At 59.9% G+C, this 26,315-nt stretch carries 26 protein-coding genes; 12 read left to right on the top strand and 14 right to left on the bottom strand.

Going from position 1 to position 26,315, the window contains the following annotated elements; translation table 11 throughout:
* Positions 1 to 72: 72 nt before the first annotated feature.
* Positions 73 to 2,634 (bottom strand): DNA mismatch repair protein MutS, encoded by a 2,562-nt coding sequence (gene mutS, locus AB8818_RS10635; RefSeq protein WP_371199884.1) that lies wholly within the window; start codon positions 2,632 to 2,634, stop codon positions 73 to 75.
* 113 nt (positions 2,635 to 2,747) lie between these two features.
* On the bottom strand, positions 2,748 to 2,978 hold the full coding sequence (locus AB8818_RS10630; RefSeq protein WP_116343457.1) for a SymE family type I addiction module toxin: 231 nt from the start codon (positions 2,976 to 2,978) through the stop codon (positions 2,748 to 2,750).
* Between the two features lie 175 nt (positions 2,979 to 3,153).
* Here AB8818_RS10630 and AB8818_RS10625 point away from each other — a divergent pair, with 175 nt between their 5' ends.
* Positions 3,154 to 3,498 (top strand): nitrous oxide-stimulated promoter family protein, encoded by a 345-nt coding sequence (locus tag AB8818_RS10625; protein ID WP_116343456.1) that lies wholly within the window; start codon positions 3,154 to 3,156, stop codon positions 3,496 to 3,498.
* A 5-nt stretch (positions 3,499 to 3,503) separates the two neighbouring features.
* Here the strand turns inward: AB8818_RS10625 and AB8818_RS10620 are convergent, their stop codons facing one another.
* The 10 genes from AB8818_RS10620 to hypA all read right to left on the bottom strand — a co-directional run bounded on the left by AB8818_RS10620 (position 3,504) and on the right by hypA (position 13,439).
* Positions 3,504 to 4,724, bottom strand: a complete 1,221-nt coding sequence (locus tag AB8818_RS10620) for an MDR family MFS transporter (RefSeq protein WP_371199882.1) — start codon at positions 4,722 to 4,724, stop codon at positions 3,504 to 3,506.
* Between the two features lie 16 nt (positions 4,725 to 4,740).
* Positions 4,741 to 5,502, bottom strand: coding sequence for an ABC transporter ATP-binding protein (locus tag AB8818_RS10615; protein ID WP_371199881.1), 762 nt, complete (start codon positions 5,500 to 5,502; stop codon positions 4,741 to 4,743).
* Entirely contained in the window at positions 5,502 to 6,539 is a 1,038-nt protein-coding gene (locus AB8818_RS10610; RefSeq protein ID WP_163330096.1) for an iron ABC transporter permease, read from the bottom strand. The genes AB8818_RS10615 and AB8818_RS10610 overlap by 1 nt, the downstream gene beginning before the upstream one ends.
* Complete coding sequence (locus tag AB8818_RS10605) at positions 6,539 to 7,537, bottom strand: ABC transporter substrate-binding protein (protein ID WP_233003253.1); 999 nt, start codon at positions 7,535 to 7,537, stop codon at positions 6,539 to 6,541. The genes AB8818_RS10610 and AB8818_RS10605 overlap by 1 nt, the downstream gene beginning before the upstream one ends.
* Before the next feature lie 153 nt (positions 7,538 to 7,690).
* A complete protein-coding gene (gene flhA / locus AB8818_RS10600) occupies positions 7,691 to 9,763 on the bottom strand; it encodes a formate hydrogenlyase transcriptional activator FlhA (RefSeq protein ID WP_166712227.1) in 2,073 nt (690 codons plus the stop codon).
* A 64-nt stretch (positions 9,764 to 9,827) separates the two neighbouring features.
* Entirely contained in the window at positions 9,828 to 10,838 is a 1,011-nt protein-coding gene (hypE, locus tag AB8818_RS10595; protein WP_163330098.1) for a hydrogenase expression/formation protein HypE, read from the bottom strand.
* Positions 10,835 to 11,956 (bottom strand): hydrogenase formation protein HypD, encoded by a 1,122-nt coding sequence (gene hypD, locus AB8818_RS10590; RefSeq protein ID WP_163330099.1) that lies wholly within the window; start codon positions 11,954 to 11,956, stop codon positions 10,835 to 10,837. The genes hypE and hypD overlap by 4 nt, the downstream gene beginning before the upstream one ends.
* Before the next feature lie 2 nt (positions 11,957 to 11,958).
* The gene (locus AB8818_RS10585; RefSeq protein WP_063622353.1) at positions 11,959 to 12,231 is read right to left on the bottom strand and encodes a HypC/HybG/HupF family hydrogenase formation chaperone; all 273 of its coding nucleotides are present in this window, start codon (positions 12,229 to 12,231) and stop codon (positions 11,959 to 11,961) included.
* Entirely contained in the window at positions 12,222 to 13,085 is an 864-nt protein-coding gene (gene hypB, locus AB8818_RS10580; RefSeq protein WP_163330100.1) for a hydrogenase nickel incorporation protein HypB, read from the bottom strand. The genes AB8818_RS10585 and hypB overlap by 10 nt, the downstream gene beginning before the upstream one ends.
* A gap of 3 nt (positions 13,086 to 13,088) precedes the next feature.
* Positions 13,089 to 13,439 carry a hydrogenase maturation nickel metallochaperone HypA gene (hypA, locus tag AB8818_RS10575; protein WP_163330101.1) on the bottom strand — a complete coding sequence of 117 codons (351 nt, stop codon included), beginning with the start codon at positions 13,437 to 13,439 and terminating at the stop codon, positions 13,089 to 13,091.
* Between the two features lie 211 nt (positions 13,440 to 13,650).
* Here hypA and hycA point away from each other — a divergent pair, with 211 nt between their 5' ends.
* From hycA to hycI, 9 genes are all read left to right on the top strand, one after another.
* Complete coding sequence (hycA, locus tag AB8818_RS10570; protein ID WP_116343501.1) at positions 13,651 to 14,115, top strand: formate hydrogenlyase regulator HycA; 465 nt, start codon at positions 13,651 to 13,653, stop codon at positions 14,113 to 14,115.
* Positions 14,116 to 14,188: 73 nt separating this feature from the next.
* Positions 14,189 to 14,797: a 4Fe-4S dicluster domain-containing protein gene (locus AB8818_RS10565; RefSeq protein ID WP_192984349.1), complete on the top strand. Its 609-nt coding sequence runs from the start codon at positions 14,189 to 14,191 to the stop codon at positions 14,795 to 14,797.
* Complete coding sequence (gene hycC / locus AB8818_RS10560) at positions 14,794 to 16,608, top strand: formate hydrogenlyase subunit 3 (protein ID WP_192984352.1); 1,815 nt, start codon at positions 14,794 to 14,796, stop codon at positions 16,606 to 16,608. Before AB8818_RS10565 ends, hycC begins: the two co-directional genes overlap by 4 nt.
* 1 nt (position 16,609) lies before the next feature.
* Entirely contained in the window at positions 16,610 to 17,533 is a 924-nt protein-coding gene (locus AB8818_RS10555) for a respiratory chain complex I subunit 1 family protein (RefSeq protein WP_192984355.1), read from the top strand.
* A 15-nt stretch (positions 17,534 to 17,548) separates the two neighbouring features.
* Positions 17,549 to 19,258: a formate hydrogenlyase subunit HycE gene (gene hycE / locus AB8818_RS10550; protein WP_116343442.1), complete on the top strand. Its 1,710-nt coding sequence runs from the start codon at positions 17,549 to 17,551 to the stop codon at positions 19,256 to 19,258.
* Positions 19,259 to 19,267: 9 nt separating this feature from the next.
* Positions 19,268 to 19,810, top strand: a complete 543-nt coding sequence (locus tag AB8818_RS10545) for a formate hydrogenlyase complex iron-sulfur subunit (RefSeq protein WP_116343441.1) — start codon at positions 19,268 to 19,270, stop codon at positions 19,808 to 19,810.
* Complete coding sequence (locus AB8818_RS10540; RefSeq protein WP_116343440.1) at positions 19,810 to 20,577, top strand: NADH-quinone oxidoreductase subunit B family protein; 768 nt, start codon at positions 19,810 to 19,812, stop codon at positions 20,575 to 20,577. The genes AB8818_RS10545 and AB8818_RS10540 overlap by 1 nt, the downstream gene beginning before the upstream one ends.
* Entirely contained in the window at positions 20,574 to 20,984 is a 411-nt protein-coding gene (locus AB8818_RS10535; protein ID WP_116343439.1) for a formate hydrogenlyase maturation HycH family protein, read from the top strand. Before AB8818_RS10540 ends, AB8818_RS10535 begins: the two co-directional genes overlap by 4 nt.
* On the top strand, positions 20,977 to 21,450 hold the full coding sequence (gene hycI, locus AB8818_RS10530) for a hydrogenase maturation peptidase HycI (protein WP_116343438.1): 474 nt from the start codon (positions 20,977 to 20,979) through the stop codon (positions 21,448 to 21,450). Before AB8818_RS10535 ends, hycI begins: the two co-directional genes overlap by 8 nt.
* 66 nt (positions 21,451 to 21,516) lie before the next feature.
* Here the strand turns inward: hycI and AB8818_RS10525 are convergent, their stop codons facing one another.
* Positions 21,517 to 22,941 (bottom strand): 6-phospho-beta-glucosidase, encoded by a 1,425-nt coding sequence (locus AB8818_RS10525; RefSeq protein ID WP_192984358.1) that lies wholly within the window; start codon positions 22,939 to 22,941, stop codon positions 21,517 to 21,519.
* An 18-nt stretch (positions 22,942 to 22,959) separates the two neighbouring features.
* Positions 22,960 to 24,411, bottom strand: coding sequence for a PTS cellobiose/arbutin/salicin transporter subunit IIBC (gene ascF, locus AB8818_RS10520; RefSeq protein WP_116343436.1), 1,452 nt, complete (start codon positions 24,409 to 24,411; stop codon positions 22,960 to 22,962).
* A gap of 213 nt (positions 24,412 to 24,624) precedes the next feature.
* Between ascF and AB8818_RS10515 the strand changes: the two genes are divergently transcribed.
* On the top strand, positions 24,625 to 25,638 hold the full coding sequence (locus AB8818_RS10515) for a LacI family DNA-binding transcriptional regulator (protein WP_116343435.1): 1,014 nt from the start codon (positions 24,625 to 24,627) through the stop codon (positions 25,636 to 25,638).
* A gap of 131 nt (positions 25,639 to 25,769) precedes the next feature.
* Positions 25,770 to 26,315 (top strand): electron transport protein HydN, encoded by a 546-nt coding sequence (gene hydN / locus AB8818_RS10510; RefSeq protein WP_192984361.1) that lies wholly within the window; start codon positions 25,770 to 25,772, stop codon positions 26,313 to 26,315.

Below are 26,315 nucleotides of genomic sequence, written 5' to 3'. Positions count from 1 at the left end.
GCTTACCGGGCCTACGGGTTTTGTAGGTCGGGTAAGGCGAAGCCGCCACCCGACAAAACAGACCGCAGAAAACTAAACCAGACTCTTCAACCGATAAATCCACTCCAGCGCCTGACGCGGCGTCAGTGAATCCGGGTCGAGGTTCTCCAGCGCTTCCACTGCAGGCGACGTTTCTTCCGCTGGCGCCAACAGCGACATCTGGGTGCCATCGATCTGCGTCGCTGCCGCATTCGGCGACAGGCTTTCCAGCTCACGCAGCTTCTGGCGAGCGCGCTTGATCACCTCTTTTGGTACCCCTGCCAGCGCCGCGACGGCAAGGCCATAGCTCTTGCTCGCCGCGCCATCCTGCACCGTGTGCATAAAGGCGATGGTGTCGCCGTGCTCAAGTGCATCAAGATGAACGTTAGCCACGCCTTCCATTTTCTCCGGCAGCTGCGTCAGTTCGAAGTAGTGGGTGGCGAACAGCGTCATGGCCTTGATTTTATTTGCGAGGCTTTCAGCACAGGCCCAGGCCAGCGACAGGCCGTCATAGGTTGAGGTTCCGCGTCCTACCTCATCCATCAGCACCAGGCTGTGCTCCGTCGCGTTATGCAGAATGTTAGCCGTTTCGGTCATCTCGACCATAAAGGTTGAGCGACCGCTCGCCAGATCGTCCGCTGCCCCAACGCGGGTGAAGATACGGTCGATGGGGCCAATCTCCACTTTTTGCGCCGGGACGTAGCTGCCGATATACGCGAGCAAAGCAATCAGCGCCGTCTGGCGCATGTAGGTACTTTTACCGCCCATGTTCGGGCCGGTAATGATCAGCATTCTTCTTTGTGGCGACAGGCTCAGCGGGTTGGCAATGAACGGTTCGTTCAGCACCTGCTCAACTACCGGGTGACGGCCTTCAGTGATGCGAATGCCAGGCTTGTAGGTAAAGGTTGGGCAGGTATAGTTCAGCGTTTCCGCGCGTTCTGCCAGGTTCACCAGCACGTCCAGCTCCGCCAGCGCGCTGGCGCTCAGCTGCAGGTCGGCCAGGTGCGGCATCAGCATGTCAAACAGCTCGTCATACAGCTGTTTTTCCAGCGCCAGGGCTTTACCTTTCGAGGTGAGCACTTTGTCCTCGTACTCTTTCAGCTCGGGAATGATGTAGCGTTCGGCGTTTTTCAACGTCTGGCGACGGACGTAGTGAATCGGCGCCAGGTGGCTTTGCCCGCGGCTGATCTGAATGTAGTAACCGTGTACCGCGTTATATCCCACTTTCAGTGTGTCGAGCCCAAGACGCTCGCGTTCGCGGATTTCCAGCTTATCGAGATAGTCCGTCGCGCCGTCGGCCAGCGCGCGCCATTCGTCCAGCTCTTCGTTGTAGCCTGGAGCAATCACGCCGCCATCGCGCACCAGAACCGGAGGCGCATCGATAATGGCGAGCTCCAGCAGTTCGCGAAGCTCGGTAAATTCGCCCATGGTTGCACGGAGTTTCTGTACCGGCGCGCTGTCAACGTCGCTCAGCTGAGCACGCAGCTCCGGCAGCTGCTGGAAAGCATGCCGCATCCGCGCGAGGTCGCGCGGGCGCGCGGTGCGCAATGCCAGACGGGCAAGAATACGTTCCAGATCGCCTACCTGACGCAGGACAGGCTGCAGTTCGGTATAGCGATCCTGCAACGCAGCAATCGTCTGCTGGCGGCAAACCAGCGTATCGGTATCGCGAATCGGCATATGCAGCCAGCGTTTCAGCATGCGGCTGCCCATTGGCGTCACCGTGCTGTCGAGCACCGACGCGAGCGTGTTTTCAACGCCACCCGCCAGGTTCTGGGTGATCTCAAGGTTACGGCGCGTGGCGGCATCCATGATGATGCTGTCCTGCTGGCGCTCCATGGTGATAGAACGGATATGCGGCAGGGCGGTGCGCTGGGTGTCTTTCACGTACTGCAGGAGGCAACCTGCGGCACACAGCCCGCGCGGAGCGTTTTCCACGCCAAAGCCAATCAGATCGCGGGTGCCAAACTGCAGGTTCAGCTGCTGGCGGGCGGTATCAATTTCGAATTCCCACAGCGGGCGGCGGCGCAATCCGCGACGGCCTTCAATCAGCGCCATTTCGGCGAAGTCTTCGGCGTAGAGCAGCTCTGCCGGGTTGGTGCGCTGCAGTTCGGCAGCCATCGTTTCACGATCGGCCGGCTCACTCAGGCGAAAACGCCCGGAGCTGATGTCCAGCGTGGCATAGCCAAACCCTTTGCCATCCTGCCACAGCGCTGCCAGCAGGTTATCCTGGCGCTCCTGAAGCAGGGCTTCATCACTGATGGTGCCTGGCGTGACGATGCGTACGACTTTGCGCTCAACCGGGCCTTTCGAGGTTGCCGGGTCGCCGATCTGCTCGCAAATAGCGACGGACTCGCCCTGATTCACCAGCTTGGCCAGATAGTTTTCAACCGCATGGTGCGGGATGCCGGCCATCGGAATGGGCTCGCCTGCCGATGCGCCACGTTTGGTCAGCGAGATGTCGAGCAGCTGCGATGCACGCTTAGCATCGTCATAAAACAGCTCGTAAAAATCGCCCATACGGTAAAACAGCAGGATTTCCGGATGCTGTGCCTTCAGCTTCAGATACTGCTGCATCATTGGCGTATGTGCGTCGAAATTGTCGATTGTGCTCATGGAGTTATGATGTCCATTTCTTTGAAAATAAAACGTTTTGAGCGGCTCAGTGGCCGTTTGTTCCTTCTATTGTCGCATGAAAAAAAGGTCCGGCGCAGAAAAATGTGGCAGCTTTACGAGGTGCCTTCCGACATTAATTCGATGACAATTTTTCCATGCTCTACGCCCACCCTGACCCGGGAGTTGGTGGTAAAGCCCGCTTTTTCAAGCCAGTCGCCTTTTAAGCTCAGCGCCGCATGCACGCTGTACCGCTTTGGAATCTTCGTTTTTCGATCCTCGTGACGTTTTCTGAAATATCCCACTTTTAAATGGCGGTAGGGTTTGCCGATCGCGATCTCTTTCATAGGGTCTCCAGACTATACGGACAACGGTCATTCCTGATGCCTGTATAAAATACCAGTGATTTTTAGCGGGCGCAGGGGTAATAGTGGAATCAGGCTTCAGAAAACGGAATGCAACACCTGAAATTCAGCGTGTAAAAGTGTACTATTGATGCATCTTATTGTTCGGTAAGTCGCTATGACCGGTAAACGCATATCACGTGAAAAAGAGACCATCGCGAAAATGATCGCGTTGTACGAAAAGCAGTGTCCACAGGCTTCTCAGGAAGCGGGGCATTATCGGGCGCTCAACGCGTATGCCGATAAGCGCCTGGATAAGTGTGTTTTTGGTGAAGAAAAGCCCGCCTGTAAACAATGCCCGGTGCACTGCTACCAGCCTGCCAGACGTGAAGAGATGAAGCAGATTATGCGCTGGGCAGGCCCGCGTATGTTATGGCGACACCCCATTCTGACCGTCCGTCATCTGATGGATGACCGTCGTCCGGTGCCGGAACTGCCGGAAAAGTATCGTCCGAAAAAATAAGCCGTTCAGCTTCGTAGCGGGCGGCAAATCACATTCATGGCCAGCGCGCTGCAGAGTGGAAAGAGCGCCAGCAGCAGCCAGGGATACATTGCCTGCGTTGAAGGCACCAGCGCGCGATCCAGCAGGCTGCCAAACAACAGGTTTCCGGCCAGTACCGCAATGCCTCCGGCGGTGGAGAGTGCGCCGTAGTGCGCGCCCAGCGTTGATTCCTCGGCGAACCGCGGAATGAGATCTTTTGCCGACGGCACCAGCAGCATCTGTCCCAGCGTCAGCAGCGTGACAAACGAGACCGAGGGCAGAAGCCGCAGCCAGCCTTCAGGCGGTACTGTTGCCGCGAACATTGCCACGCTCGCGAAGGCGGCGGAAAGCAGCAAAAAGCCCACCGGCAGAATGTTCACCGCGCCCACGCGACGGGCGAAACGCGCCAGCGGCAGCTGTAAGGTAATGATCAGAACGGAGGCCAGCATAAAAAGCGGGCCGAGATCTTTCTCGTTACCGCCGGAGCGCTGGATCTCTACCGGCAGCGCCAGATAGAGCTGGTTGTAGCTTAACAGCCAGGAGCTGTACGCAATGATAAAGGCGACAAAGCGCGGCTGGCGGAACGTCGTCCACCAGGGCACTATTTTAATCTTCTGTGAACGGTGTCCAGCAGCAGGCAGACAGAAGTAAAGCACCAGTAACGCAATGATAAAGACGCCTGCACCCGCCAGCGCCACCTGGCGGAAGCCAAGCCCCGTTAGCAGGGCGCCAGCAACCGGGCCTAGTACCGCGCCGAGCTCTCCGCAGACGGCAAAGAGCGCAAACCACTCCGCGCGGCTTCGTTTGCCTTTCGCCTCACTGTGTGTGCCCGCTTTTGCCAGCAGAGCCTCAATTGAGGGAGAAAATAACGCGCCACCGACGCCCGTCAGACACGCGCCCAGAATTATCGGCCACAGCGATCCCCCGAAGGCCAGTAGCAGATAGCCCGAAACACGAACTATACAGCCGCTGAGGATAACCCCTTTCGCGCCAAACCGGTCCGAGAGTGCCCCGCCAACGATAAACATCCCCTGTTGCGAGAACGTGCGCAGGCCCAGGATCAGCCCGATAAGCCCGCCGGAGAGCAGCATGTCGTCGCGCAGAAATATCGCCAGGAAGGGAACGACGGCGTAAAACCCAATGTTAAAAACAAACTGACTACCCAGTAAAACGGGCGGCCAGAGCGTGGTGGCGGGGCGAAGGGACATTGTCGATCACTCGTCCCTACACGATAAAGTGGATGTGCTTTTTGCCATGGAACGGCGAGATCTCAATTTTGGTTTTGACTCTGAAGACCTCCCAGAGCAACGACTCGGATAAAATGTCCTGCGGTGTTCCGGTCGCCACAATTTGCCCTTTCTGCATCACAATCAGCGAGTCGCAGAACATTGAGGCGTGGTTGAGATCGTGGATGGCGACAATGCTGGTAACAGATAATTCGCTGATCAGCTGCATCAGCTGCATCTGATGATGGATGTCCAGGTGGTTGGTCGGTTCATCCAGCAGGATTTCCGTTGGGGTCTGGGCCAGCGCGCGGGCAATATGTACGCGCTGGCGCTCGCCGCCGGAGAGGCTCAGCCAGCCCTGCTCGCTGCGGTCCAGCATATCGACACGCTGCAGAGCCGCGGTGACGGTGTCGTCATCTTGCGCGCTCCAGTTCGAAAAAGCGGAGTGGTGCGGAATACGCCCGAGTTTCACCACGTCGCGCACGCGCATATTGGCGTCGGTCATCCCGTGCTGCTCAACGAACGCCACCCGGCGGGCAAGCTGCTTTTTGGCGATGCGGGAAATGTCCTGCCCGTCCAGGGTCACGCTGCCCGCATCCGGGCGACGCAGGCCAGCCAGGATACGCAAAAGAGACGATTTGCCGCAGCCGTTAGGGCCAAGGAGACCCACGGTTTCGCCCCGGGAAACCTTCAGCGAGACGTCATTGACGATAACTTTTTTGCCGACCTTCCAGGTAATATTTTCAGCGCAGATACTCATCACTTATTCCTTGAACGGTAGATAATCACGGCAAAGAAAGGCACGCCCACCAGCGCGGTGACTACGCCGACGGGGAGGCTTTGCGGCGCAATCAGCATCCGCGAGGCGATGTCGGCCAGCACCATCAGGATCGCCCCGGCCAGCGCGCTGGCAATCAGCAGCGTGCGGTGCAGCGGCCCGAACAGGAAACGCATAACGTGCGGTACCACCAGCCCCACAAAGCCGATTGAACCCGCCATGCTGACAATCGTCGCGGTAATTAGCGCGGTAGTGGTAAAGAGCGTCAGGCGAACCCACGGGACGGCAATACCTAAAGAGGCCGCGGCGTCATCACCAAAGGTAAAGGCGTCCAGCGCCCGGGAATAGTAGAGGCAGACGGCAAGGCCCGCCAGCACGACAACCAGCGCCAGCTGGAATTCCGGCCATCGCACGCCGCTAAAGCTGCCCAGTAGCCAGAACATCACGTCGCGCGCCTGCTGGGCGCTGGCGGAGGTGCTGATGGTATAGGCGGTAATGGCGTTGAACAGCTGAGAGGCCGCAACCCCTGCCAGAATGGTACGTTCATTCCCCCCGCGCGCGCCGTTCGTCAGAAATGCGACAAACGCAAAGGCGGCGAACGCCCCGGCAAACGCGCCCGCAGAGAGCGATACCGCGCCGGTGCCGATGCCCAGAACGACGACCGACACCGCCCCGGTTGAAGCACCCGCCGACACGCCGAGCACGTAAGGTTCTGCCAGCGCGTTTTTCAGCAGGCTTTGCAGCACGGCGCCGCAGATGGCTAAACCGGCCCCGCAGCACGCCGCCACCAGCGCGCGGCTCAGGCGGAAGTCCCAGATAACACTCTCATAGATGCGGTTGAGCGGAACGTCGGTCAGCCCCAGCTTATTACCGATAGCATAAAAGACATTGGACAGCGGAATCGACAGCTCGCCGACGCTGACGCCAAGGGCAATCACCAGAAACAGCAGGATAACAGCAAGAAGAGCAGAAGTGGTCAGGATCAGGCCCTGGCGGGCCTGAAGTACGGCAACTGTCATCAGTTCAGCCCCAGCTTTCTGAGCTGTTCGCCCACCTGTTCAGCACCGTAAATCGTACGAATCGTCGGGTTCATCGCCTGACCGTCCATCACCACGATATGGCCTTTCTTCACGGCGTCCAGCTGGCTGACGGCGGGATCGCTTTTCAGGAATTTGATTTTCTCTTCCGCGTTATCCAGCGCCCAGCGGTTGCGGTCCAGGCTGGAGACCACAATCACATCCGGATTAGCGGCAATAATGCTTTCCCAGCCGACGGTTGGCCATTCGGTCTCAGCAGTAATGGCGTTATGGCCGCCCAGCACGTTGGCAATAAAACCGGAGGCGCTGTTTTTCCCGCCGACATAGGCATCCGCCGAAGGCGAGGCGCTTGAGAACCAGAAGACAAACGAGAGATCTTTTTTGTTTTTACCAAATTCCTGACGCAGGTCGGCCTCGCGTTTTTTGAAATCGGCAATGACGGCCTGGCCGCGATCTTCAACGTTAAAGATTTTGGCGAAATCCTCAATCTCTTTATAGAGATAGGTCATATCCCATAGCTTCTGGCGGCTGCCGTACATATCGCCTGCGGCCTTTTTGGTGGCGCACATGCCTGGTGATAAATAGCTGTTCACACCGACGGTGGCCAGATCTTCACGTTTTGCGACCTTACTTTCCGGCCCGAGCAGCAGTGGCAACTGGGCAGGAACAAAATCGGGATTTTGCGAAAGGATGGATTCAAGGGTAGGAATTTCAACCGTCAGGGTTTTGATTTTGGCATTCTGTTCCGCCAGCTGCGGCAGCACTTTTGTCGGCCAGAAGGCGCTGGCCTTCACCTTATCTTCAAGGCCCAGCAGGAGCAAAATTTCCACGGTGTTCTGGCCCAGGGCCACAACGCGTTCCGGCGCTTTAGCGAATGTCTCTTTGTAGCCACAGTTTTCAATCGTCAGAGGATATGTGGTTGCCAGAGCAGAACTGACCGACGCAATCGCCAGGCCTAACGCGCAGATGACCTTCTTCATGAAATGCTACCCTTCATTAAAATTATTTTTGATGCAAATGAAACGCATTATTAAGGCGGAATTTTATACAGAGGAAACGATTTTGTGTCAATGAGGGACAATTGCGCAGGGTAACAAAAGGCGGTGTCAGAAAAACACCGCCGGAATAAAGCCTTAAATGAGACTCTCTTTATCAATCCCGAGACGCTTCATGCGCGACAGCAGGGTGGTGCGTTTTAACCCCAGCCGCTGGGCCGCCCCTTTCGGCCCGGCCACCACGCCGTTGGTCTCTTTCAGCACGCGCAGAATGAGCTGATATTCATCTTCTCCCTCTTTCGCTACCTCGGCGGCGGGTACGGTCACGTCAGGAAGGGCAATCTCAGGCAGGGAGAGCTGCAGCACGTTCCCGCGCGTCAGCAGCACCGCGCGCTCAATGACGTTTTCCAGTTCACGCACGTTGCCCGGCCACTCCATCGATGAGAGGGTGCGCAGCGTCTCGGCGGGAATGCTGTCGATGTTTCGCCCCATCCGGCGCGCGATTTTCGCGGTAAAGGCCTTGACCAGAAGGGGGATATCTTCCGGGCGTTCGCGCAGCGGCGGCAGGCAGATCGGAAAGACGTTCAGGCGATAGTAAAGGTCGCTTCTGAATTCGCGGTCGGCGACCATTTTTTTCAGATCGCGGTTGGTGGCGGCAATCAGGCGCACATCGGTCTGGATAAGCTTGTTGCTGCCGAGACGCTCAAACTCCTGCTCCTGCAAAACGCGCAGCAGCTTGGGCTGTAGCTCCAGCGGCATATCGCCCACTTCGTCGAGGAAAAGCGAGCTTTTATCCGCCAGCTCGAAACGCCCCAGGCGCTGGCTGCTGGCCCCGGTAAACGCGCCGCGCTCGTGGCCGAAGAGGTCGCTTTCCAGCAGACCCGCTGGCATCGCCGCGCAGTTCATCTTCACCATGCGTCGGCTGTTGCGGTTGCTCAGGTTATGGATGGCGCGGGCAATCAGCTCTTTACCGGTACCGGTTTCGCCGAGGATCAGCACCGTGCTGTCGCTCTGTGCCACCATTTCCACCTGCTTGAGGACGCTGTACATGGCGTCGCTGCGCCCGATGATTTCGCCAAACTCGCTGTCCACGTTGTTGAGCTGCTCGGTCAGGGCCAGATTCTCGTCCACCAGCCGCTCTTTCAGGCGGTGGATCTCCTGATAGGCGAGGGCGTTATCCAGCGCGATAGAAATACGCTCGGCGATCTGGCGCAGCAGCTTCAGGTTGGCGGTGGTAAACACGGCCTCATCGCACTGCGCCAGTTTGAGCACCCCAAGCATGGTGCTGCCGGACATCAGCGGCAGCAGGCACAGAGTCTGAATTTTGTTGCCCCAGGTGTTAAACAGCATCCGCTCGTACGGCGCCACCGGGTCCTGTTCGCTAAGGTTAAGGAGCAGGATCTCCTTGCTTTTAAACACCCGCTCAGAAAGGGTGCCCGCTTCGTCCACCTCGCTCTGCTCGTGCGCCGGGTTAGCCTCATCGAGGTAGTGGGTGGAATAGATGTTCAGCTTGCCTTTGCGGTTCCCGCGCAGCGCGATGCTGATAGCGTCGATTTTGAAATAGTGGTGGATCTCCTTCGAGACTTCGCTGACCAGCTCATCCATATCGAGACGCGACAGCACGGCGTTGGTGATGGCGACCAGAATACGAAAGTTGTCGCGCTCGCGGCTCAGCAGGTCGTAATCCACGTTATTGGTGACGCGGCTTTGGATCTGCTCCGCGACGACGGCCACGATCTGGGTAAAGGTATGCAGACGCTCGTACTCCGCCTCGCTCCAGGGCTGGTCGGTATTGCGGATAAACTCGCAGCCGCCAAAAATATGGCCCTCCGCCGCCAGCGGCAACATGCCGTAATGACCGAAAGGCTGATAAAGATTGCTCTCTGCCAGCCGCGGCCACGCCATCCGAAACTCTTCAAAATTGCAGTGCAGCACTTCAGGCCGGGAGAGAATACGGCGCACCGGGCCATGCGCCAGATACGTCTCGTCCTCGTACTCAAACGCTTTGCCATTATCGCGCGTTGAGTAGTAGCTCGCGCGGTGCGTTCCGCTATGCCAGAGCACAATCGCCGCGCTGTCCGCCAGCGCTGATTGCCTGACCAGCCGCGTCAGGGCATCGCTCAGCGCGCCGAGATCGGGCTGTTGTAAAAGTGTGCGCGTAATGTCAAACAGGCCCTGCTGTCCAAGATCGCTCATCGGTGTATACGGCATTATTGCTTTCCAATAGAAACTGGCAAAAAAGAGAGATTCAGTGCTGACCGCTTATGGCGCGGCTCTAGCAAATTCGGGGTAGCGGCTCAGCGTGCGGCAGGTCCAGCGTGCGCTTCACGCCATAAAGCCCGGCCAGGCGCACCCCTTTGCGCTCAACCACGTCGCCGATGATGGCCGCGTCTTTCCCTAAGGGATGCGCACGTAGCTGCTCAAGCACCGCCTCAGCAGCCTGGCGCTCCACGCCGATCGCCAGCTTGCCTTCGTTAGCAAAATTTAGCGGGTCGAGCCCCAATAGCTCGCACAGCCCGCGTACGGCAGGCTTAACCGGCAGGCTGCGCTCGGTGAGTTCAATTCCGCACCCGCAGCTTGCGGCGAACTCGTGGACGACGGCATTCACCCCTCCACGGGTGGCATCGCGCAAGGCCTTCACGCCGGGAATGGCGCGCAGCGTCTGAATCAGCGGGGTGAGTACCGCGCAGTCGCTGCGAAGCTCGCCGTCCAGACCTAATCCTTCGCGCAGGTTAAGGATAGTCGCCCCGTGGCAGCCCAGCGTGCCGGTCACGATCAGCACGTCGCCGACGCTAAGCCGCTGCGCGCCCCAGTGAACGTCTGCGGGGATCGCCCCCATGCCGGCGGTGTTGATGAAGAGCTTATCGGCCGCACCGCGCTGGACCACTTTGGTGTCCCCGGTGACGATAGCGATCCCCGCCTCGCGCGCGGTGTGCGCCATGCTGTTCACCACCGCCGTGAGCGTCTCCATCGGTAACCCTTCTTCAAGAATAAACCCGCAGGAGAGGTAGCGCGGAATGGCGCCGCTGACGGCTACGTCGTTGGCGGTGCCGCAGACGGCGAGCTTGCCGATATCGCCGCCCGGGAAGAACAGTGGGTCAATCACGTAGCTGTCGGTAGAGAACGCCAGCCGGTCACCGTGGGCGGTGAGGGTCGCGAGGTCAATGCGCGCCTGATCCTCCTGCTCGGCAAGCCAGGGGTTATTGAAGGCTTCCATGAACAGCCGGTTAATCAGCTGCTGCATCGCCTGTCCACCACTTCCGTGCGCCATTTCCACCGTGTTCATGCTTCACACTCCTGGTTGCGATACTGATACCACGCGGCGCAGGCTCCTTCGGAGGAGACCATCAGCGCGCCAAACGCGGTTTGCGGGTTACAGGTGTTGCCAAATAACGGACAGTGATGAGGTTTGCATTTGCCGGTAAGCACCTCGCCGCAGCGGGCGCGGGGATCGTCGCACACCTGCTGTGGCTGTGGGTGGAAGTGCGCTTCGGCATCGAATGCGCGATAGGCAGGCGTCAGGCGCACGCCGGATTCGGCAATCAGCCCCAGCCCGCGCCACTCGCTGTCGCCCTCAACGCTAAACACGTCGGCTATCGCCTGCTGCGCCCGTTCATTTCCCGCATCGGGCACCACGCGGCGATACTGATTTTCCACCGCGCTCAGGGCCGCTATTTTCTGCTCAACCAGCATGGTCACACCTTGCAGTAGATCAAGCGGTTCGAAACCAGCGACCACTAACGGACGATTGTACTGTTCAGCGATAAAACCGTAGGCGTCTGTGCCAATCACCATGCTGACGTGGCCCGGTGCCAGAAACGCGTCGATGCCGTTGTCCGGCTCTTCCAGCAGGCTGCGCAGCGTGGGAATGAGCGTAATGTGCTGGCAGAAAAAGAAAAAGTTACCAACACCGCGCGCTTTCGCCTGCTGCAGCGTGATGGCCGTAGCGGGCATGGTGGTCTCAAAACCCAGCCCGAAAAAGACGACCTTGCGCTCAGGGTTATCCATCGCCAGCGTCAGGGCATCCATCGGTGAGTAAACGATCCGCACGTCCGCCCCGCGCGCTTTCGCCTGCAGCAGCGAGCCGTTTTTCCCCGGCACGCGCATCGCGTCGCCAAAGGTGCAGAAAGTAACGTCGGGCTGGCCGGCAATTTCAATGCAGCTGTCGATGCGCCCCATCGGCAGCACGCACACCGGGCAGCCGGGGCCGTGAATAAACTCGATGTTCTCCGGCAGCAGCTGGTCGAGGCCAAATTTGAAGATGGCGTGCGTATGTCCGCCGCACACCTCCATGATCCGCAGCGGCTTTTCTTTCGTGTAGTCCAGCAGCGCCGCGCGCGTTTTCAGATGCCCGATAAGCTGCATCACCTGTTCCGGCGCGCGGTATTCATCAACGTAACGCATGATTACCTTTCCTCGCCGTACAGCAGCGCGCCGACGTCCGGTTCCACGTCGAACATGTTTTGCAGCGCGTCGAGCGTGTCGCGGGCTTCTGCTTCGTTAATCACGCTCATCGCAAAGCCTACGTGGACCAGCACCCACTGGCCGAGGCGCGACGCGCCCGTCTCATCGGTGCTGCCCACCAGCGTCAGGTCGACGTCGCGCAGGATGCCGCAAACCTCGACTTTGGCCTGATTGCCGTCGATGGCGTGAATTTGTCCCGGTACGCCTATGCACATCGTTCGCTCTCCAGCCAGTCCAGCCAGGCGTCCATCCCGTCGCCGCGCGTGGCGGAAACCAGCAGGATGTGAATGTCCGGGTTCACCTCGCGGGCATACGCCATGCACTTATCAACGTCAAAATTCAGGTACGGCAGCAGGTCGACTTTGTTCAGCAGCATGAGGGAGGCGGCGGCGAACATGTGGGGGTATTTCAGCGGCTTGTCTTCGCCTTCGGTCACCGAAAGCACCGCCACCTTGTGTCGTTCACCCAGATCGAAGCTCGCCGGGCACACCAGGTTGCCGACGTTTTCAATAAACAGGATTCCGTTATCTGCCAGCGGCAGGCGCGGCGCGGCGTCGGCAATCATCTGCGCGTCCAGGTGGCAGCCTTTACCGGTGTTGACCTGGATCGCGGGCGTGCCGGTTTCACGAATGCGCGCCGCATCGTTAACGGTTTGCTGGTCGCCTTCGATCACCGCGCAAGAGACGCGTTCATTCAGACACTTCAGGGTTTCGGTAAGCAGGGTGGTTTTTCCGGAACCGGGGCTGGAGACCAGGTTCAGCACCAACTGCCTGCGCGCGGCAAAGCGCGCGCGGTTGCGGGCGGCGATCTGGTTATTTTTATCCAGCACGTCGAGCTCCACCTCCAGCATCTGGCGCTGGCTCATGCCCGGCGCGTGGGTGCCCGCTTCGCCGTGGCCGTAATGCAGGTCACCCGCGCCGGAGCGTTGCGGTGCAAAGGTTATGCCGGTCAGGGCCGCCGCAGGACGCGGGGCGGGGGAAAAGGGCGCAGAGCGAAACGCGGAGTGGGGGCGGTGTTCATCCCCTTCTATATACAGGTTGCCTTCGGCGCAACCGCAGGTACTACACATACTTTACTCCTTCTCGATTTCGAGACGTTGGATCTGCATGCCGTCATCCGCCACGATGCGCAGCCCGGCGCTCTGGCACTGCGGGCAGCGCTGAACCTTCGATGACAGCAGGGTGACGTACTGCTGGCACTGCTCGCACCAGCACTCCGCCTGCTGCTCTTCAATATGCAGCGCGCAGCCTTCCGCCAGCGTGCCGCGGCACACCAGCTCAAAGCAGAAGGTCAGGGCGCTGGTCTCGACGCAGGAAAATGCCCCGATCTTCAGCCAGACGCCGGTGACGCGTTTCGCGCGGTTTTGCACTGCCTGCTGTTCGATAAGTTCCAGAGCCCGCTGGCAGAGGGTGATTTCGTGCATGACGCCTCCTCAATGAATTGCGCCATTGAATGCAATAACGGTGCCAGCTTGATTTGCGTTAAGGCGTGACGATGTCAACGCTGTCGAAATGACACGTCGACATCGCAGCGTTGACAGTGACTTTTTTGATAAAAGCAATATGAATCAATTAATTAAAAACTGGCACGGAATCTGCTTAACAGCCGCTATCTCCATTAACCGGATACCTTTTATGACTATTTGGGAAATCAGCGAAAAAGCGGATTACATCGCGCAGCGCCACCAGCAGCTTCAGGATCAGTGGCACCTCTACTGCAACTCTCTGGTTCAGGGGATCACCCTGTCAAAAGCGCGTCTGCATCACGCGATGAGCTGCGCGGCGCAGGGCGATATGCGATTTGTCCTCTTCGGCCATTTCACGGTTTTTGTCACCCTGGCAGACAGCTTTAACAGCCACACCATCGAGTACTACGTCGAGAACAAAGAGGGTGAAAAACAGTGTATTGCGCAGGCCCAGCTGATGGCCGACGGCATGGTCGACGGCTACGTCAGCAACCGCGATCGCCAGCAGGTGCTTGAGCACTATCTGGAGAAAATCGCGCCGGTTTACAACGGTCTCTACGCCGCGGTTGAACACGACTTGCCGGTCGACCTGAAACAGCTGGTCGCGGGAAAGATTCCCGCTAACCCTGCCTGATAACCGTGTGTCGAAAAGTGTCGATGAGACAGTTTTTCGTCGTCAAAAATGACCATCACCTGAGGATTGCCCGGTGAACCGTTTTGTAATTGCTGACTCGACGGTCTGTATTGGCTGTCGAACCTGTGAGGCGGCGTGCTCGGAAATGCACCGCCTGCACGGGCTGCAGTCCATGCCGCGCCTGCGCGTCATGCGTAATGAAAAAGAGTCTGCCCCGCAGCTCTGCCACCACTGTGAAGATGCCCCGTGTGCGGGCGTGTGCCCGGTTAACGCCATCACCCGCGTCGATGGCGCGGTCCAGCTGAACGAAAGCCTGTGCGTCAGCTGCAAGCTGTGCGGCATCGCCTGCCCGTTCGGCGCCATTGAATTCTCCGGCAGCCGCCCGCTCCATATCCCGGCGAACGCCAATACCCCGAAAGCGCTGCCTGCGCCACCCGCTCCGGCGAAGGTGAGCACGCTGCTGGACTGGGTGCCCGGCATCCGCGCTATCGCCGTGAAGTGCGACCTGTGCAGCTTTGACGAACAGGGCCCGGCCTGCGTGCGGACCTGCCCGACCAAAGCGCTGATCCTGGTCAACATCCGCGACATCGCCCGCACCAGCAGGCGCAAGCGCGAGCTGACCATTAATACCGACGTCGGAGATCTTTCGCTTCTGCAGTCGCTTAACGAGGGGGCGAAATGAACGCGATATTTATGATTAACAGCGCCGTGGCGTACTTTGCCGCTGCCGCCGTGCTGGCGCTGGTGTTCTCTTTCCATAAAACCCTGAGCGGCTGGATAGCCGGTATCGGCGGGGCGGTCGGCAGCCTGATGACGCTGGCCGCTGGCGGCGTGGTTCTGCTCGGCGGGCAATCCGTGGAAACACTTATGCCGCTGATTCGCCACACCGTGGCGATTACACCGCTAAACGCCATCTGGCTGGTGACCTTTGGCCTGTGCGGGCTGTTTATCAGCCTGTTCAATATTGACTGGCACCGTCATCAGCAGGTCAAAGCCAACGGCCTGCTGGTGAACCTGCTGATGGCCACGGCGGTCTGCACGGTTATCGCCAGCAACCTCGGCGCGCTGGTGGTGATGGCGGAGATCATGGCCCTGTGCGGCGTGTTCCTGACGGGCTGCAGCGCCTCCGGCAAGCTGTGGTTTGCGCTCGGTCGCCTCGGGACGCTGCTGCTGGCGCTGGCCTGCTGGTTGGTGTGGCAGCGTTTCGGCACCCTGGACTTTTCCGCGCTTAACGGCCAGACGCTGGGCAACGACGTCTGGCTGCTTGGCGTAGTCGGCTTTGGCCTGTTGGCCGGGATTATCCCGCTGCACGGCTGGGTGCCGCAGGCGCATGCGAATGCCCCTGCGCCGGCTGCCGCGCTGTTCTCCTCCGTGGTGATGAAGGTGGGGCTGTTCGGTATTCTGACCCTCACGCTGACCGGCGGTCAGCCGCCGCTGTGGTGGGGCGTGGTGCTGCTGATTGCGGGCATGGTCACCGCGTTCGTTGGCGGGTTGTACGCCCTGATGGAGCACAACATTCAGCGCCTGCTGGCGTACCACACCCTTGAAAACATCGGCATCATCCTGCTCGGTATGGGCGCGGGCGTCGCCGGGCTGGCGCTTAACCAGCCGGCGCTGATTGCTGCCGGGTTTATCGGAGGCCTGTATCACCTCGTCAACCACAGCCTGTTTAAAAGCACCCTCTTCCTCGGGGCGGGTAGCGTCTGGTTCCGCACCGGCCATCGGGATATCGAAAAGCTCGGCGGCATTGGCAAAAAGATGCCCGTCATTTCACTCGCCATGCTGGTGGGGCTGATGGCGATGGCTGCGCTGCCGCCGCTGAACGGCTTTGCCGGGGAGTGGGTGATCTACCAGTCCTTCTTCGCGCTCGGTCAGAGCGATCTCTTTATTGCGCGCCTGTTAGGCCCGCTACTGGCGGTCGGGCTGGCGATTACCGGGGCGCTGGCGGTGATGTGCATGGCGAAGGTTTACGGCGTGACCTTCCTCGGCGCGCCGCGCACCCGCGAAGCGGAAAACGCCTGCTGCGCACCGGTACTGATGTGTGCCAGCGTGGTTGCGCTGGCGCTGTGCTGCATTGCGGGCGGGGTTGCCGCGCCGTGGCTACTGCCGCTGCTGCGCAACGCCGTTCCGCTGCCGCTGACCACGGCGCATACCGTTGTATCCCAGCCGATGATGGCGCTGCTGCTGGTTGCCGCACCGCTGCTGCCATTCGTGCTGATGCTGTTCTTTAAACGCGACCGACTCGCCTCCCGCTCGCGCGGCGCGGCGTGGGCCTGCGGCTACGAACACGAGCAGTCGATGGTCATCACCGCCCACGGTTTCGCCATGCCGGTGAAGGAAAACTTCGCCGCCGTGCTGAAGCTGCGCCGCTGGCTGAACCCGGTGGGCTGGGTACCGGGCTGGCAGAGCGCTGCCGCACCCGCGCTGTTCCGCCGTCTGGCGGTCATCGAGCTGGCGGTGCTGGTGGTTATTGTGATTTCACGAGGAGCCTGACATGAGTCTGTTACTGGCAATTCTTCAGGCGCTGGTGCTGTTCGCCGCCGCGCCGCTGCTGTCGGGCATCACGCGCGTGGCGCGCGCCCGAATGCACAACCGCCGAGGGCCTGGGGTGCTCCAGGAGTACCGCGATCTCTTCAAGCTGCTTTCTCGTCAGAGCGTGGCCCCGGACGCCGCAGGCTGGGTCTTCCGCCTGACGCCGTTCGTGATGGTTGGCGTGATGCTGACCATCGCCACCGCTCTGCCGGTGGTGACGGTGGCGTCGCCGCTGCCGGCGCTCGGCGATCTAATCACGCTGATTTACCTCTTCGCCATTGCCCGTTTCTTCTTTGCGATTGCGGGCCTGGACACCGGAAGCCCGTTTACCGGCATTGGCGCCAGCCGCGAGGCGATGCTCGGCGTGCTGGTGGAGCCGATCCTGCTGCTGGGGCTGTGGGTCGCCGCGCAGGTGGCCGGTTCCACCCATATCAGCTTTATCACCGACACCGTTTATCACTGGCCGGTGGCCCGCTCCATTCCGCTGGTGCTGGCGCTCTGTGCCTGCGCGTTCGCCACGTTTATTGAGATGGGCAAACTGCCATTCGATCTGGCGGAAGCCGAGCAGGAGCTGCAGGAAGGTCCGCTTACCGAGTATAGCGGCTATGGCTTCGCGGTGCTGAAGTGGGGCATCAGCCTCAAGCAACTGGTGGTGCTGCAGATGTTTGTCGGCGTCTTCTTCCCGTGGGGACAAATGACGCACTTCACCGTGGGTGGTCTGGTGCTGGCCGTCGTGATTGCCGCCCTCAAGCTGCTGGTCGGCGTGCTGGTGATTGCCCTGTTTGAAAACAGCATGGCGCGCCTGCGTTTTGTCGAAACGTCACGCATCACCTGGGCCGGTTTTGGTTTTGCATTTTTAGCGTTCGTCTCCTTGCTGGTGGCGTGATTAAAGAGAATTTTTATGTCTGAAGAAAAGAAAGGTCAGCAGTATCTCGCCGCGTTGCATCAGGCTTTCCCCGGCGTGGTGCTGGAGGAGTCCTGGCAAACCAAAGACCAGGTAACCGTCACCGTGAAGGTGAACTACCTGCCGGAAGTGGTGGAGTTTCTTTACTACCGTCAGGGCGGCTGGCTGTCGGTGCTGTTCGGTAACGACGAACGCCAGCTGTGCGGCAACTACGCGGTGTACTACGTGATGTCGATGGAGCAGGGCGAGAAGTGCTGGATCACCGTGCGCGTTGAAGTCGACCCGAATAAGCCGGAATACCCGTCCGTCACGCCGCGCGTGCCTGCCGCCGTCTGGGGCGAACGCGAGGTGCGCGACATGTACGGCCTGGTGCCGGTCGGCCTGCCGGACGAGCGCCGCCTGGTGCTGCCGGACGACTGGCCGGACGAACTCTACCCGCTGCGCAAAGACAGCATGGACTACCGCCAGCGCCCGGCGCCGACCACCGACAGCGAAACCTACGAGTTCATCAACGAGCTCGGCAGCAAGAAGAACAACGTGGTGCCGATCGGCCCGCTGCACGTCACCTCCGACGAACCGGGCCACTTCCGCCTGTTCGTCGACGGCGAGAACATCATCGACGCCGACTACCGCCTGTTCTACGTCCATCGCGGCATGGAAAAGCTGGCGGAAACCCGCATGGGCTATAACGAAGTGACGTTCCTCTCTGACCGCGTGTGCGGCATCTGCGGCTTTGCCCACAGCACTGCCTATACCACATCGGTGGAAAACGGCATGGGGATCGTGGTGCCGGAACGCGCGCAGATGATCCGCGCCATTCTGCTGGAGGTGGAACGCCTGCACTCGCACCTGCTTAACCTCGGCCTGGCCTGCCACTTCGTTGGCTTTGACTCCGGGTTTATGCAGTTCTTCCGCGTGCGCGAGGCGTCGATGAAGATGGCGGAGATCCTCACCGGGGCGCGTAAAACCTACGGTCTGAACCTGATCGGCGGGATCCGCCGCGACCTGCTGAAGGACGATATGATCCAGACCCGCCAGCTGGCCCAGCAGATGCGCCGCGATGTGCAGGAGCTGGTGGATATGCTGCTCAGCACGCCAAACATCGAGCAGCGCACCGTCGGCATCGGCCGCCTTGACCCGGAAATCGCCCGCGACTTCAGTAACGTAGGCCCGATGGTACGCGCCAGCGGCCATGCCCGCGACACCCGCGCCGATCACCCGTTTGTCGGCTACGGCCTGCTGCCGATGACCGTGCACAGCGAGCAGGGCTGCGACGTCATCTCGCGCCTTAAGGTGCGCATCAACGAGGTGTTCACTGCTCTGAATATGATCGACTTCGGCCTCGATAACCTGCCGGGCGGCCCGCTGATGGTGGAGGGCTTCACCTACATCCCGAATCGCTTCGCCCTTGGCTTTGCCGAAGCACCGCGCGGGGACGACATTCACTGGAGCATGACCGGCGACAACCAGAAGCTGTACCGCTGGCGCTGCCGCGCGGCCACCTACGCCAACTGGCCAACCCTGCGCTATATGCTGCGCGGCAACACGGTTTCCGATGCGCCGCTGATCATCGGCAGCCTCGACCCGTGCTACTCCTGCACCGACCGCATGACCGTCGTGGACGTGCGTAAGAAGAAAAGCCAGGTGGTGCCGTACAAAGAGCTTGAGCGCTACAGCATCGAGCGTAAGAACTCGCCGCTGAAATAAGGACTCGCCATGTTTACCTTTATCAAAAAAGTCATCAAAACCGGCGTGCAGACCAGCAGCTATCCGCTGGAGCCGATGCCGGTGGACAAAAACTTTCGCGGCAAGCCGGAGCACAATCCGCAGCAGTGCATCGGCTGCGCGGCCTGCGTCAACGCCTGCCCGTCGAACGCCTTAACGGTGGAAACGGATCTCAAAACCGGCGAGCTGGCCTGGCAGTTCAACCTCGGGCGCTGCATTTTCTGCGGCCGCTGCGAGGAGGTCTGCCCGACGGTCGCCATTCGCCTGTCGCAGGAATACGAGCTGGCGGTGTGGAAGAAAGAGGATTTTCTGCAGCAGTCGCGCTTTGACCTGTGCAACTGCCGCGTCTGCCAGCGCCCGTTCGCCGTGCAAAAAGAGATCGACTACGCCATCGCGCTGCTGCAGCACAACGGCGACGCCCGCGCGGAGCATCACCGTGAAAGCTTCGAAACCTGCCCGGCGTGCAAGCGTCAGAAGTGTCTGCTGCCGTCCGACCGCATTGATATCACCCGCCACATGAGAGAGGCCAGCTGATGGAAAACCTACTGGGCCCGCGCGACGCTAACGGCCTTCCGGTGCCGATGACGGTGGACGAATCCATCGCCAGCATGAAGGCGTCGCTGCTGAAAAAAATCAAACGCTCGGCCTACGTTTACCGCGTGGACTGCGGCGGCTGCAACGGCTGCGAGATCGAGATCTTCGCTACCCTGTCGCCGCTGTTTGACGCCGAGCGCTTCGGTATCAAAGTCGTGCCGTCCCCGCGTCATGCGGACATCCTGCTGTTTACCGGCGCCGTCACCCGCGCGATGCGCTCGCCCGCGCTGCGCGCCTGGCAGTCCGCACCGGACCCGAAAATCTGCATCTCGTACGGCGCCTGCGGCAACAGCGGGGGCATCTTCCACGACCTTTACTGCGTCTGGGGCGGCACAGATAAAATCGTGCCGGTGGACGTCTACATTCCAGGCTGCCCGCCGACGCCCGCCGCGACGCTGTACGGCTTTGCCATGGCGCTCGGCCTGCTGGAGCAGAAAATCCACGCCCGCGAGCCGGGCGAGCTGGACAACCAGCCTGCCGCCATTCTGCACCCGGACATGGTGCAGCCGCTGCGGGTGAAGGTTGACCGCACGGCGCGCAGGCTGGCGGGCTACCGCTACGGGCGTCAGATTGCCGACGATTATCTGCGCCTGCTGAGCCAGGGCGACCATCAGGTGGCGCGCTGGCTGGAGGCCGAGAACGATCCGCGTCTTAATGAGATTGTGGCGAATCTGAACAGCATCGTGGATGAGGCGCGTATCCGATGAGTGAAACGGTGGTGTTCAGCCAGCTGAGCCGTAAGTTTATTGATGAGAACGATGCCACGCCGGATGCGGCGCAGCAGGTGGTCTATTACAGCCTGGCGATTGGGCATCACCTCGGGGTGATTGACTGCCTGGAGGCGGCGCTGAGCTGCCCGTGGCCCGAGTACCTGGCGTGGATCGCCACGCTGGAGGAGGGCAGTACGGCGCGTCGCAAGATGGAGGGCGTGCCGAAGTACGGCGAGATAGTCATCGACGCCAACCACATTGCGATGCTCGCCAACGCCTTTGACGCGGCGCTCTGCAGGCAAACCCCGGCGCAGCAGGCGTGGAGCACCACGTTGCTCGGCATGCTGCACGATATTCATCAGGAGAGCGCCATCTACCTGATGGTGAGGAGATTACGTGACTGACGTTTTACTGTGTGTCGGCAACAGTATGATGGGCGACGACGGCGCGGGTCCGCTGCTGGCAGAAATGTGCGCCGCGAACCCGCAGGGCAGCTGGGTAGTGATTGACGGCGGCAGCGCGCCGGAAAATGACGTGGTCGCCATACGCGAGCTGCGTCCGGAGAGACTGTTAATCGTCGATGCCACCGATATGGGGCTCAACCCCGGCGAGATCCGCCTGATTGACCCGGACGACATCGCCGAGATGTTTATGATGACGACGCACAATATGCCGCTGAACTACCTGGTCGATCAGATTAAAGACGACGTGGGCGAGGTGCTGTTTTTGGGGATCCAGCCGGACATTGTCGGATTTTATTACCCGATGACGCCGCCGGTGAAAGAGGCGGTGGAAGTGGTCTATTCACGGCTTGCCGGGTGGGCTGGAAAGGGTGGATTTGAACCCCTCACCCCGGCCCTCTCCCCATAGGGGAGAGGGTGTGTTTTGTCCCCTCTCCCCTATGGGGAGAGGGTTAGGGTGAGGGGTAAGGACAGTCTACTCCAGATCCCCCCCGTTACTCGCAATCACCTTCTTATACCACCAGAACGATTTCTTGCGCTTGCGATCCAGCGTGCCGTTCCCGGCGTCATCGCGGTCAACGTACACAAACCCGTAGCGCTTGCTCATCTCGCCCGTTGAGGCAGACACCAGGTCGATGCAGCCCCAGGTGGTGTAGCCCATCAGCGGCACGCCGTCCTCAATCGCGTCGCCCATCGCGCGGATATGCTCGCGCAGATAGCTGATGCGGTAGTCGTCGTTGATCTCGCCGTTTTCATCAATGACGTCCTTCGCCCCGAGGCCGTTTTCAACCAGGAACAGCGGCTTCTGGTAGCGGTCGTACATCATGTTCATGGTAATGCGCAGGCCGAGCGGGTCGATGCCCCAGCCCCATTCACTCACCTGAATATGCGGGTTGCGCAGGGACTTCACGATGTTCGCCGCGCTGGTGTTGCCCGCGTTCATGTCCGCCGACGCGCAGCGCGAGGCGTAGTAGCTGAATGAGACAAAATCGACGGTGTTTTTCAGAAGTAGATCGTCGCCGGGATCTTTCACAATCACCACGCCTTTCTCGCGGAACACGCGGGCAGAATAGGCCGGATAGCTGCCGCGCGCCTGCACGTCGATAAAGAACAGGTTCTCGCGGTCTTTCTCCAGCGCCATCCACACGTCTTCCGGCTTGCAGGAGTAGGGGTAGAAGTTCCCGCCCGCCAGCATGCAGCCGACCTGGTTTTCCGGGTTCACCTCGTGGGCTATTTTGGTCGCCAGCGCGCTTGCCACCAGCTCATGGTGCGCGGCCTGGTATTTCACCTGGTCTTCGTTTTCACCTTCCTCAAACACCAGCCCCGCGCCAGAGAACGGGCTGTGCAGCATGATGTTGATTTCGTTGAAGGTCAGCCAGTATTTCACCAGCCCGTTAAATTCTTCAAAGCAGGTGCGGGCGTAGCGGGCGAAGAAATCGACCATCTTACGGTTGCGCCACGAGCCGTACTCCGTCACCAGGTGCATCGGCACGTCGAAGTGGCACAGGGTGACCAGCGGCTCAATGTTGTACTTTTTGCACTCCTCGAACACCGCGCGGTAGAAGGCAATACCCTCTTTGTTCGGCAGCGGCTCGTCGCCGTTCGGGTAGAGGCGGCTCCAGGCAATCGAGGTGCGGAACACCGTAAAGCCCATCTCCGCCATCAGGGCGATGTCTTCTTTATAGCGATGGTAAAAATCAATCGCCTCGTGGCTCGGGTAGAATTCGTCGTCACGCAGCGAAAAACGCTTTTCCTGACCGATCTTCACCGCCAGACGATGCGCGCCGTGGGGGATCATATCGACCGTTGTCAGTCCTTTGCCGCCCTCACGGTAAGCACCTTCACTCTGGTTGGCGGCAAGCGCGCCGCCCCATAAAAATCCTTGTGGAAAAACAGACATTCTTACCTCGCTTTCAATTTATGCTTTTGCTGCGTTGTTCTGAACCGGTGCGGTCTGCAGGGCGCGCGCTTTTTCAGCTTCGTCTTCGACCGGGATATCCTCAAACCCTAAAAGCAGGGTCAGAACAAACGACAGCACCACCGCCAGCCCCATGACGCCAAACACCCAGACGATGGTCATCGGGTTAGACGGGTCGAAGAACTGCACGCTGGTGAACAGCCCCGGCGCCGCCATCGAGTGGCTGGCGAGACCGGCCATGCCGGCGACCGCCCCGCAGATAAAGCCGCTGATCAGGCTCGCAATCAGCGGACGTTTCAGACGCACCGCCACGCCGTACAGCGCCGGTTCAGAGATCCCCGCCATAATGGCGGAGGCCGCTGCCGCCAGCGCCGTCTGGCGCAGCTCCGGGTTTTTGGTTTTCCAGGCCACCGCCAGCGACGAGCCGCCGAGCGACAGGTTAGCGCCGATTTCCGACGGCATGACCATCCCTTCCTTGCCCGTTTCGGCGATGGTCTGAATGATGGTCGGCGTAAACACGCGGTGCATCCCGGTCATCACCAGCAGCGGCCAGAGCGCGCCCATGATAGCGACGGAGAGCCAGCCCAGATAGCCGTGAATGGTGTAGACCAGCGCGGAGATGGCGCTACCGATCCAGATCCCGAGCGGGCCAATCAGCACGATGGCGAGCGGGGCGGCAATCAGCACGATCAGCATCGGCTTCAGGAAGTTTTTGGTTACCGCCGGGGTAATGCGATCTACCCAGCGTTCGATATACGACAGGCACCAGGTCATCACCAGTGCCGGGATGACGGTGTAGGTGTATTTCACCGCTGTCACCGGAATAAAGGCGAACTCAACGTGTTCGCCCTGCGCGGCTTTCGCCATCAGCTCGATAAAGCTCGGGTGCACCAGCACGCCCGCGATGGCGATCGCCAGCGACATATTGGTTTTGAACTTCACCGCCGCCGAGGCCGCTACCATCAGCGGCAGGAAGAAGAACGCGCCGTCGCCGATGACGGTCAGAATGGTGAGCGTCGGCGCGCCTTTTGGCAGCACGCCGGTCATCTCAAGGATCATCGCCAGCAGCTTGACCATCGAACCGCCGATGATCGCCGGGATCAGCGGGGACATGGTGCCGATCAGTGCGTCGAGGATCCCGGCACCAATGCGGCGTAAGGTCAGTTTCTGCGGACCTTCCGGTACGGCAGGCTGCAGGCTGGTTGGCAACAGACTCACCACTTCGCGATACGCCTGTGAAACGGTGTTGCCAATAATGACCTGACACTGGTTGTCATTGCGTACCACGCCGAGCACGCCGCTGATGCTTTTCAGGCGCGCAACGTCGGTGAGGGTTTCGTCTTTCAGAACGAAACGCAGTCGCGTCATGCAGTGGGTGACGGCGACGATGTTCTCTTTGCCGCCCAGCGCGCTGATAACGTCGTTCGCCAGCGCAGCGTAATTTTTGGCCATCGGATGTGATCCTGTTATCGTTGTGTGAAATGTAGGAAACCGGTTCCACATAATCATCATGAGTTTCTTTTGATGAAACAAGATCGCTTTTTGAACATTTTTCTTTTTCGTGATTCAGATCGCAATGAGATGCCGAAAGCGTGATGTTGCCGCTGCGACAATTTTTCCGCGGTGCAGTACACTGCCCGCATGAGTTTCGGATGGAAGAACAGTATGACCACGATGCTGGAAGTGGCGAAGCGGGCAGGCGTTTCGAAAGCGACGGTTTCCCGGGTGTTGTCGGGCAACGGCTACGTTAGCCAGGAGACCAAAGACCGGGTGTTTCAGGCCATTGAAGAGAGCGGCTATCGCCCGAATTTGCTGGCGCGCAACCTGGCGACCAAACGCACCCAGACCCTGGGGCTGGTGGTGACGAACACCCTTTATCACGGCGTCTACTTTAGCGAACTGCTGTTTCACGCCGCGCGGATGACGGAAGAAAAAGGGCGGCAGCTGATCCTCGCCGACGGCAAGCACAGCGCCGAAGAAGAGCGCGAGGCGATCCAGTATCTGCTGGATATGCGCTGCGATGCGGTGATTATCTATCCGCGTTTTCTGAACGTGGAAGAGCTGGACGAGCTCGTTGAGAAGTGCGAGCAGCCGATTATGGTGCTCAACCGCCGCCTGCGGAAAAACAGCAGCCACAGCGTCTGGTCCGATCATAAAGCCTCGTGTCAGGACGCGGTGTCGCAGCTGATTGCAAAAGGGCACCGGGAGATTGCGTTTATCACCGGCTCGATGGATTCCCCCACCGGGGTCGAGCGTCTTTCCGGTTACAGGGATGCGCTGGCGCAGCACGCTATTCCGCTGCGCGAGGGGCTGATTGCGCAGGGGAAGTGGAACCCCACCAGCGGCGCGGCGGCGGTTTCTGAACTGCTTGCTCGCGGGGAACGCTTTACCGCGCTGGTGGCGAGCAATGACGATATGGCGATCGGCGCCATCAAGCAGCTGCACGACAGCGGCGTCGCTACGCCGGACGCGGTATCCGTCATCGGTTTTGACGACGTGGCCATCGCGCCCTATATCGTGCCATCGCTCTCCAGCGTGCGTATTCCGGTGACGGAGATGATTCAGGAGACCATCAGCCGCCTGATCTTCATGCTCGACGGCGGGGAGTTTAAATATCAGCAAACCTTCTCCGGCGAGCTTGTCCTGCGCGACTCCGTCATTGATGGCCCGTACCGCTGACGTCGACATCTGTCATCGTCACTAATGACGATGACAGAAAATTTGTTTTACATTTATCTTAAAATCAATAAGTTAAATGTTGGCACGGTTTATGAATAGCTTCGCGCATAACAGTTATGCCGGAGAAGCAGATGAACCGTTTTATTATGGCCGATGCCAGTAAGTGCATTGGTTGCCGTACCTGTGAAGTGGCGTGCGTGGTTTCCCATCAGGCGGAGCAGGACTGCGCCTCTCTCACTCCTGATACCTTCCTGCCGCGCATCCACGTCATTAAAGGCGTGAATATTTCCACCGCCGCCATCTGTCGCCAGTGCGAAGACGCACCGTGCGCCAACGTCTGCCCGAACGGGGCGATTAAGCGCGAGAAGGGCTTTGTGCACGTGATGCAGGAGCGCTGTATCGGCTGCAAAACCTGCGTTGTCGCCTGCCCGTATGGCGCGATGGAGGTGGTGGTTCGTCCGGTGGTGCGCAACAGCGGTATGGGGCTGAGCGTGCGGGCAGAGAAGGCCGAAGCCAATAAATGCGACCTTTGCTATCACCGTGAAGCCGGCCCGGCCTGTATGGAAGCCTGCCCGACGCACGCGCTGGTCTGCGTGGATCGCGATAAGCTTGAGCAGATGAGCGCCGAAAAGCGCCGTCGCGCGGCGTTCGACACATCGTCATCGCTGCGGTTTTAA

Source organism: Enterobacter sp. KB-280D8 (assembly GCF_041399405.1).
In the GTDB taxonomy this organism is placed as follows: Bacteria; Pseudomonadota; Gammaproteobacteria; order Enterobacterales; family Enterobacteriaceae; genus Enterobacter; species Enterobacter cloacae_N.
This window is presented reverse-complemented; position numbering and strand designations above follow the sequence as displayed.

Coding starts and splice junctions, on each gene's coding strand:
- mutS (WP_371199884.1), bottom strand. CDS start 2,634: ATGAGCACAATCGACAATTTCGACGCACATACGCCAATGATGCAGCAG.
- AB8818_RS10630 (WP_116343457.1), bottom strand. CDS start 2,978: ATGAAAGAGATCGCGATCGGCAAACCCTACCGCCATTTAAAAGTGGGA.
- AB8818_RS10625 (WP_116343456.1), top strand. CDS start 3,154: ATGACCGGTAAACGCATATCACGTGAAAAAGAGACCATCGCGAAAATG.
- AB8818_RS10620 (WP_371199882.1), bottom strand. CDS start 4,724: ATGTCCCTTCGCCCCGCCACCACGCTCTGGCCGCCCGTTTTACTGGGT.
- AB8818_RS10615 (WP_371199881.1), bottom strand. CDS start 5,502: ATGAGTATCTGCGCTGAAAATATTACCTGGAAGGTCGGCAAAAAAGTT.
- AB8818_RS10610 (WP_163330096.1), bottom strand. CDS start 6,539: ATGACAGTTGCCGTACTTCAGGCCCGCCAGGGCCTGATCCTGACCACT.
- AB8818_RS10605 (WP_233003253.1), bottom strand. CDS start 7,537: ATGAAGAAGGTCATCTGCGCGTTAGGCCTGGCGATTGCGTCGGTCAGT.
- flhA (WP_166712227.1), bottom strand. CDS start 9,763: ATGCCGTATACACCGATGAGCGATCTTGGACAGCAGGGCCTGTTTGAC.
- hypE (WP_163330098.1), bottom strand. CDS start 10,838: ATGAACACGGTGGAAATGGCGCACGGAAGTGGTGGACAGGCGATGCAG.
- hypD (WP_163330099.1), bottom strand. CDS start 11,956: ATGCGTTACGTTGATGAATACCGCGCGCCGGAACAGGTGATGCAGCTT.
- AB8818_RS10585 (WP_063622353.1), bottom strand. CDS start 12,231: ATGTGCATAGGCGTACCGGGACAAATTCACGCCATCGACGGCAATCAG.
- hypB (WP_163330100.1), bottom strand. CDS start 13,085: ATGTGTAGTACCTGCGGTTGCGCCGAAGGCAACCTGTATATAGAAGGG.
- hypA (WP_163330101.1), bottom strand. CDS start 13,439: ATGCACGAAATCACCCTCTGCCAGCGGGCTCTGGAACTTATCGAACAG.
- hycA (WP_116343501.1), top strand. CDS start 13,651: ATGACTATTTGGGAAATCAGCGAAAAAGCGGATTACATCGCGCAGCGC.
- hycC (WP_192984352.1), top strand. CDS start 14,794: ATGAACGCGATATTTATGATTAACAGCGCCGTGGCGTACTTTGCCGCT.
- AB8818_RS10555 (WP_192984355.1), top strand. CDS start 16,610: ATGAGTCTGTTACTGGCAATTCTTCAGGCGCTGGTGCTGTTCGCCGCC.
- hycE (WP_116343442.1), top strand. CDS start 17,549: ATGTCTGAAGAAAAGAAAGGTCAGCAGTATCTCGCCGCGTTGCATCAG.
- AB8818_RS10545 (WP_116343441.1), top strand. CDS start 19,268: ATGTTTACCTTTATCAAAAAAGTCATCAAAACCGGCGTGCAGACCAGC.
- AB8818_RS10540 (WP_116343440.1), top strand. CDS start 19,810: ATGGAAAACCTACTGGGCCCGCGCGACGCTAACGGCCTTCCGGTGCCG.
- AB8818_RS10535 (WP_116343439.1), top strand. CDS start 20,574: ATGAGTGAAACGGTGGTGTTCAGCCAGCTGAGCCGTAAGTTTATTGAT.
- AB8818_RS10525 (WP_192984358.1), bottom strand. CDS start 22,941: ATGTCTGTTTTTCCACAAGGATTTTTATGGGGCGGCGCGCTTGCCGCC.
- ascF (WP_116343436.1), bottom strand. CDS start 24,411: ATGGCCAAAAATTACGCTGCGCTGGCGAACGACGTTATCAGCGCGCTG.
- AB8818_RS10515 (WP_116343435.1), top strand. CDS start 24,625: ATGACCACGATGCTGGAAGTGGCGAAGCGGGCAGGCGTTTCGAAAGCG.
- hydN (WP_192984361.1), top strand. CDS start 25,770: ATGAACCGTTTTATTATGGCCGATGCCAGTAAGTGCATTGGTTGCCGT.